Origin of the sequence: Nocardioides stalactiti, assembly GCF_014180715.1 — a bacterium.
Classification (GTDB): Bacteria; Actinomycetota; Actinomycetes; order Propionibacteriales; family Nocardioidaceae; genus Nocardioides; species Nocardioides stalactiti.
In genome coordinates, this window is record NZ_JACEFC010000232.1 from 1 (window position 1) to 1,442 (window position 1,442).

The following is a 1,442-nucleotide window of genomic DNA, read 5'->3' on the forward strand; positions in this document are numbered from 1 at the left end:
TTGCGGTACCCCTCTGTTGTCAATCGCCGGTGAGGACTGGGGTCTTCCGGGGTCGTCGGGGCGCGGGTAGCGTCGGTGTTGCGGGTCCGGGAAGTGGCTGATCCGAAGTGTCGATGTGCGGGGGCAGGTCGACCGCGCTGGATATCAGAGACGCCCCGCAGTGCCCTCCCGGATCCGCGCTAGTCGTCTCGGCTTCGGCGTGTGCGTCGGCGATCAGCTGGCGGTAGATGGCATCGGAGATCCTTCGCTTCAGGCAGCGCATCGCTTCGGCGCGGGTCTTGCCGGCGGCGAGCTTGCGTCGGTAGTAGGCGCGGCCGGGCGTGTCGAGCCGGATCTGGGTGGCGGCAGCGATGTGGATCATGTGGTTCATCCGCCGGTTCCCAGCTCGTGAGAGCCGGTGTCGGACGATCTCGCCGGAGGATGCCTCGACCGGCGCTGTCCCGGTCCAGGACGCGAACCGGTTGCGGTCGGCGAACCGAGTCACGTCTCCGACATCGGCCAGCACGCGGGCGGCGACGATCGGACCCACGCCGCGCAGGTCCATCAGGGTCGATCCACTGTCCTTGACCAGAGTCTTGAGCTCCTTGGTCAGCGCCTTCATCTTCTTCTCCACCACGACCAGTTCGGCGAGCTGTTCGGCCGCCAGCCGGCGGCGGGTCTTCCCGACCAGGTCGCGGGGCCGCACCCCGGCGAGGATCGCCTTCGCCTGCCCGGTGGTGATGTCCTTCTTCGCCTTACCCGGCGTTAGTTCGGCCAGCAGGCGCTGCAGCCGGTTCGCGATCTGGGTCCGCTGTCGGCCGAGCTCCTCACGACGGTCGACCAGCATCCGTAACGACTCCAGGTCGGGGTCGTGTGCGAGCACCCGCAGCCGCTTCGCGCGGACCGCGGCGACCGCGACTGAGTGCGCATCATGGGCGTCGGTCTTGCGGCCGTGGCCGGTGTCGAGCATCCGTGCCCTGGCGGCCAGCTTGGCGGGCACATCGACGACCTGCTCGCCGGCAGCGAGGAGCCGTTGTGCCACGGATCGGCCGGCGCCGTTGCTGCCCTCCACCGCCCACACCCGCTCCGGCCAGGCCTCGACATGACGTCTCATCGCGGCGAAGCCGGCCTTGTCGGTGCTGAACCGACCAACCCTCAGGACCTGCTCGTGGCGGTCGACGACCTCGATCGTGGCGGACAGTTTGTGGGGATCGACCCCGATGACGATGTTCTCCATGGCTTCCTCGCGCGTAGATCCGGCAACGGACAGATGGCGAGGCGGGCACTGCTACTGAGAGCTGGGCAGTCCCCTCTCGAGCCACGCCCCACCGGTGCCCGGCGGCACGCAAACCGCAAGAGAGCCACACCCACAACCGCGGGTGGGCAGCCGCAAGAAGAGCATCCCGCCGAGCACCTGGACCGAGTCTGGCCGGACGCCGGTCCTACGGGAATCGTCTAGTAGC

Annotated in this window: 1 protein-coding gene; it reads right to left on the bottom strand. The window is 68.7% G+C overall.

The genetic code is table 11. The features are described from left to right. Positions 1-19 precede the first annotated feature (19 nt). Entirely contained in the window at positions 20-1,216 is a 1,197-nt protein-coding gene (locus tag H0487_RS22600; protein WP_183096437.1) for an IS110 family RNA-guided transposase, read from the bottom strand. Positions 1,217-1,442: the final 226 nt, after the last annotated feature.

What these genes read in the sequence shown, in the direction of transcription:
- H0487_RS22600 (WP_183096437.1), bottom strand. Translation starts at nt 1,216, where the DNA reads ATGGAGAACATCGTCATCGGGGTCGATCCCCACAAACTGTCCGCCACG.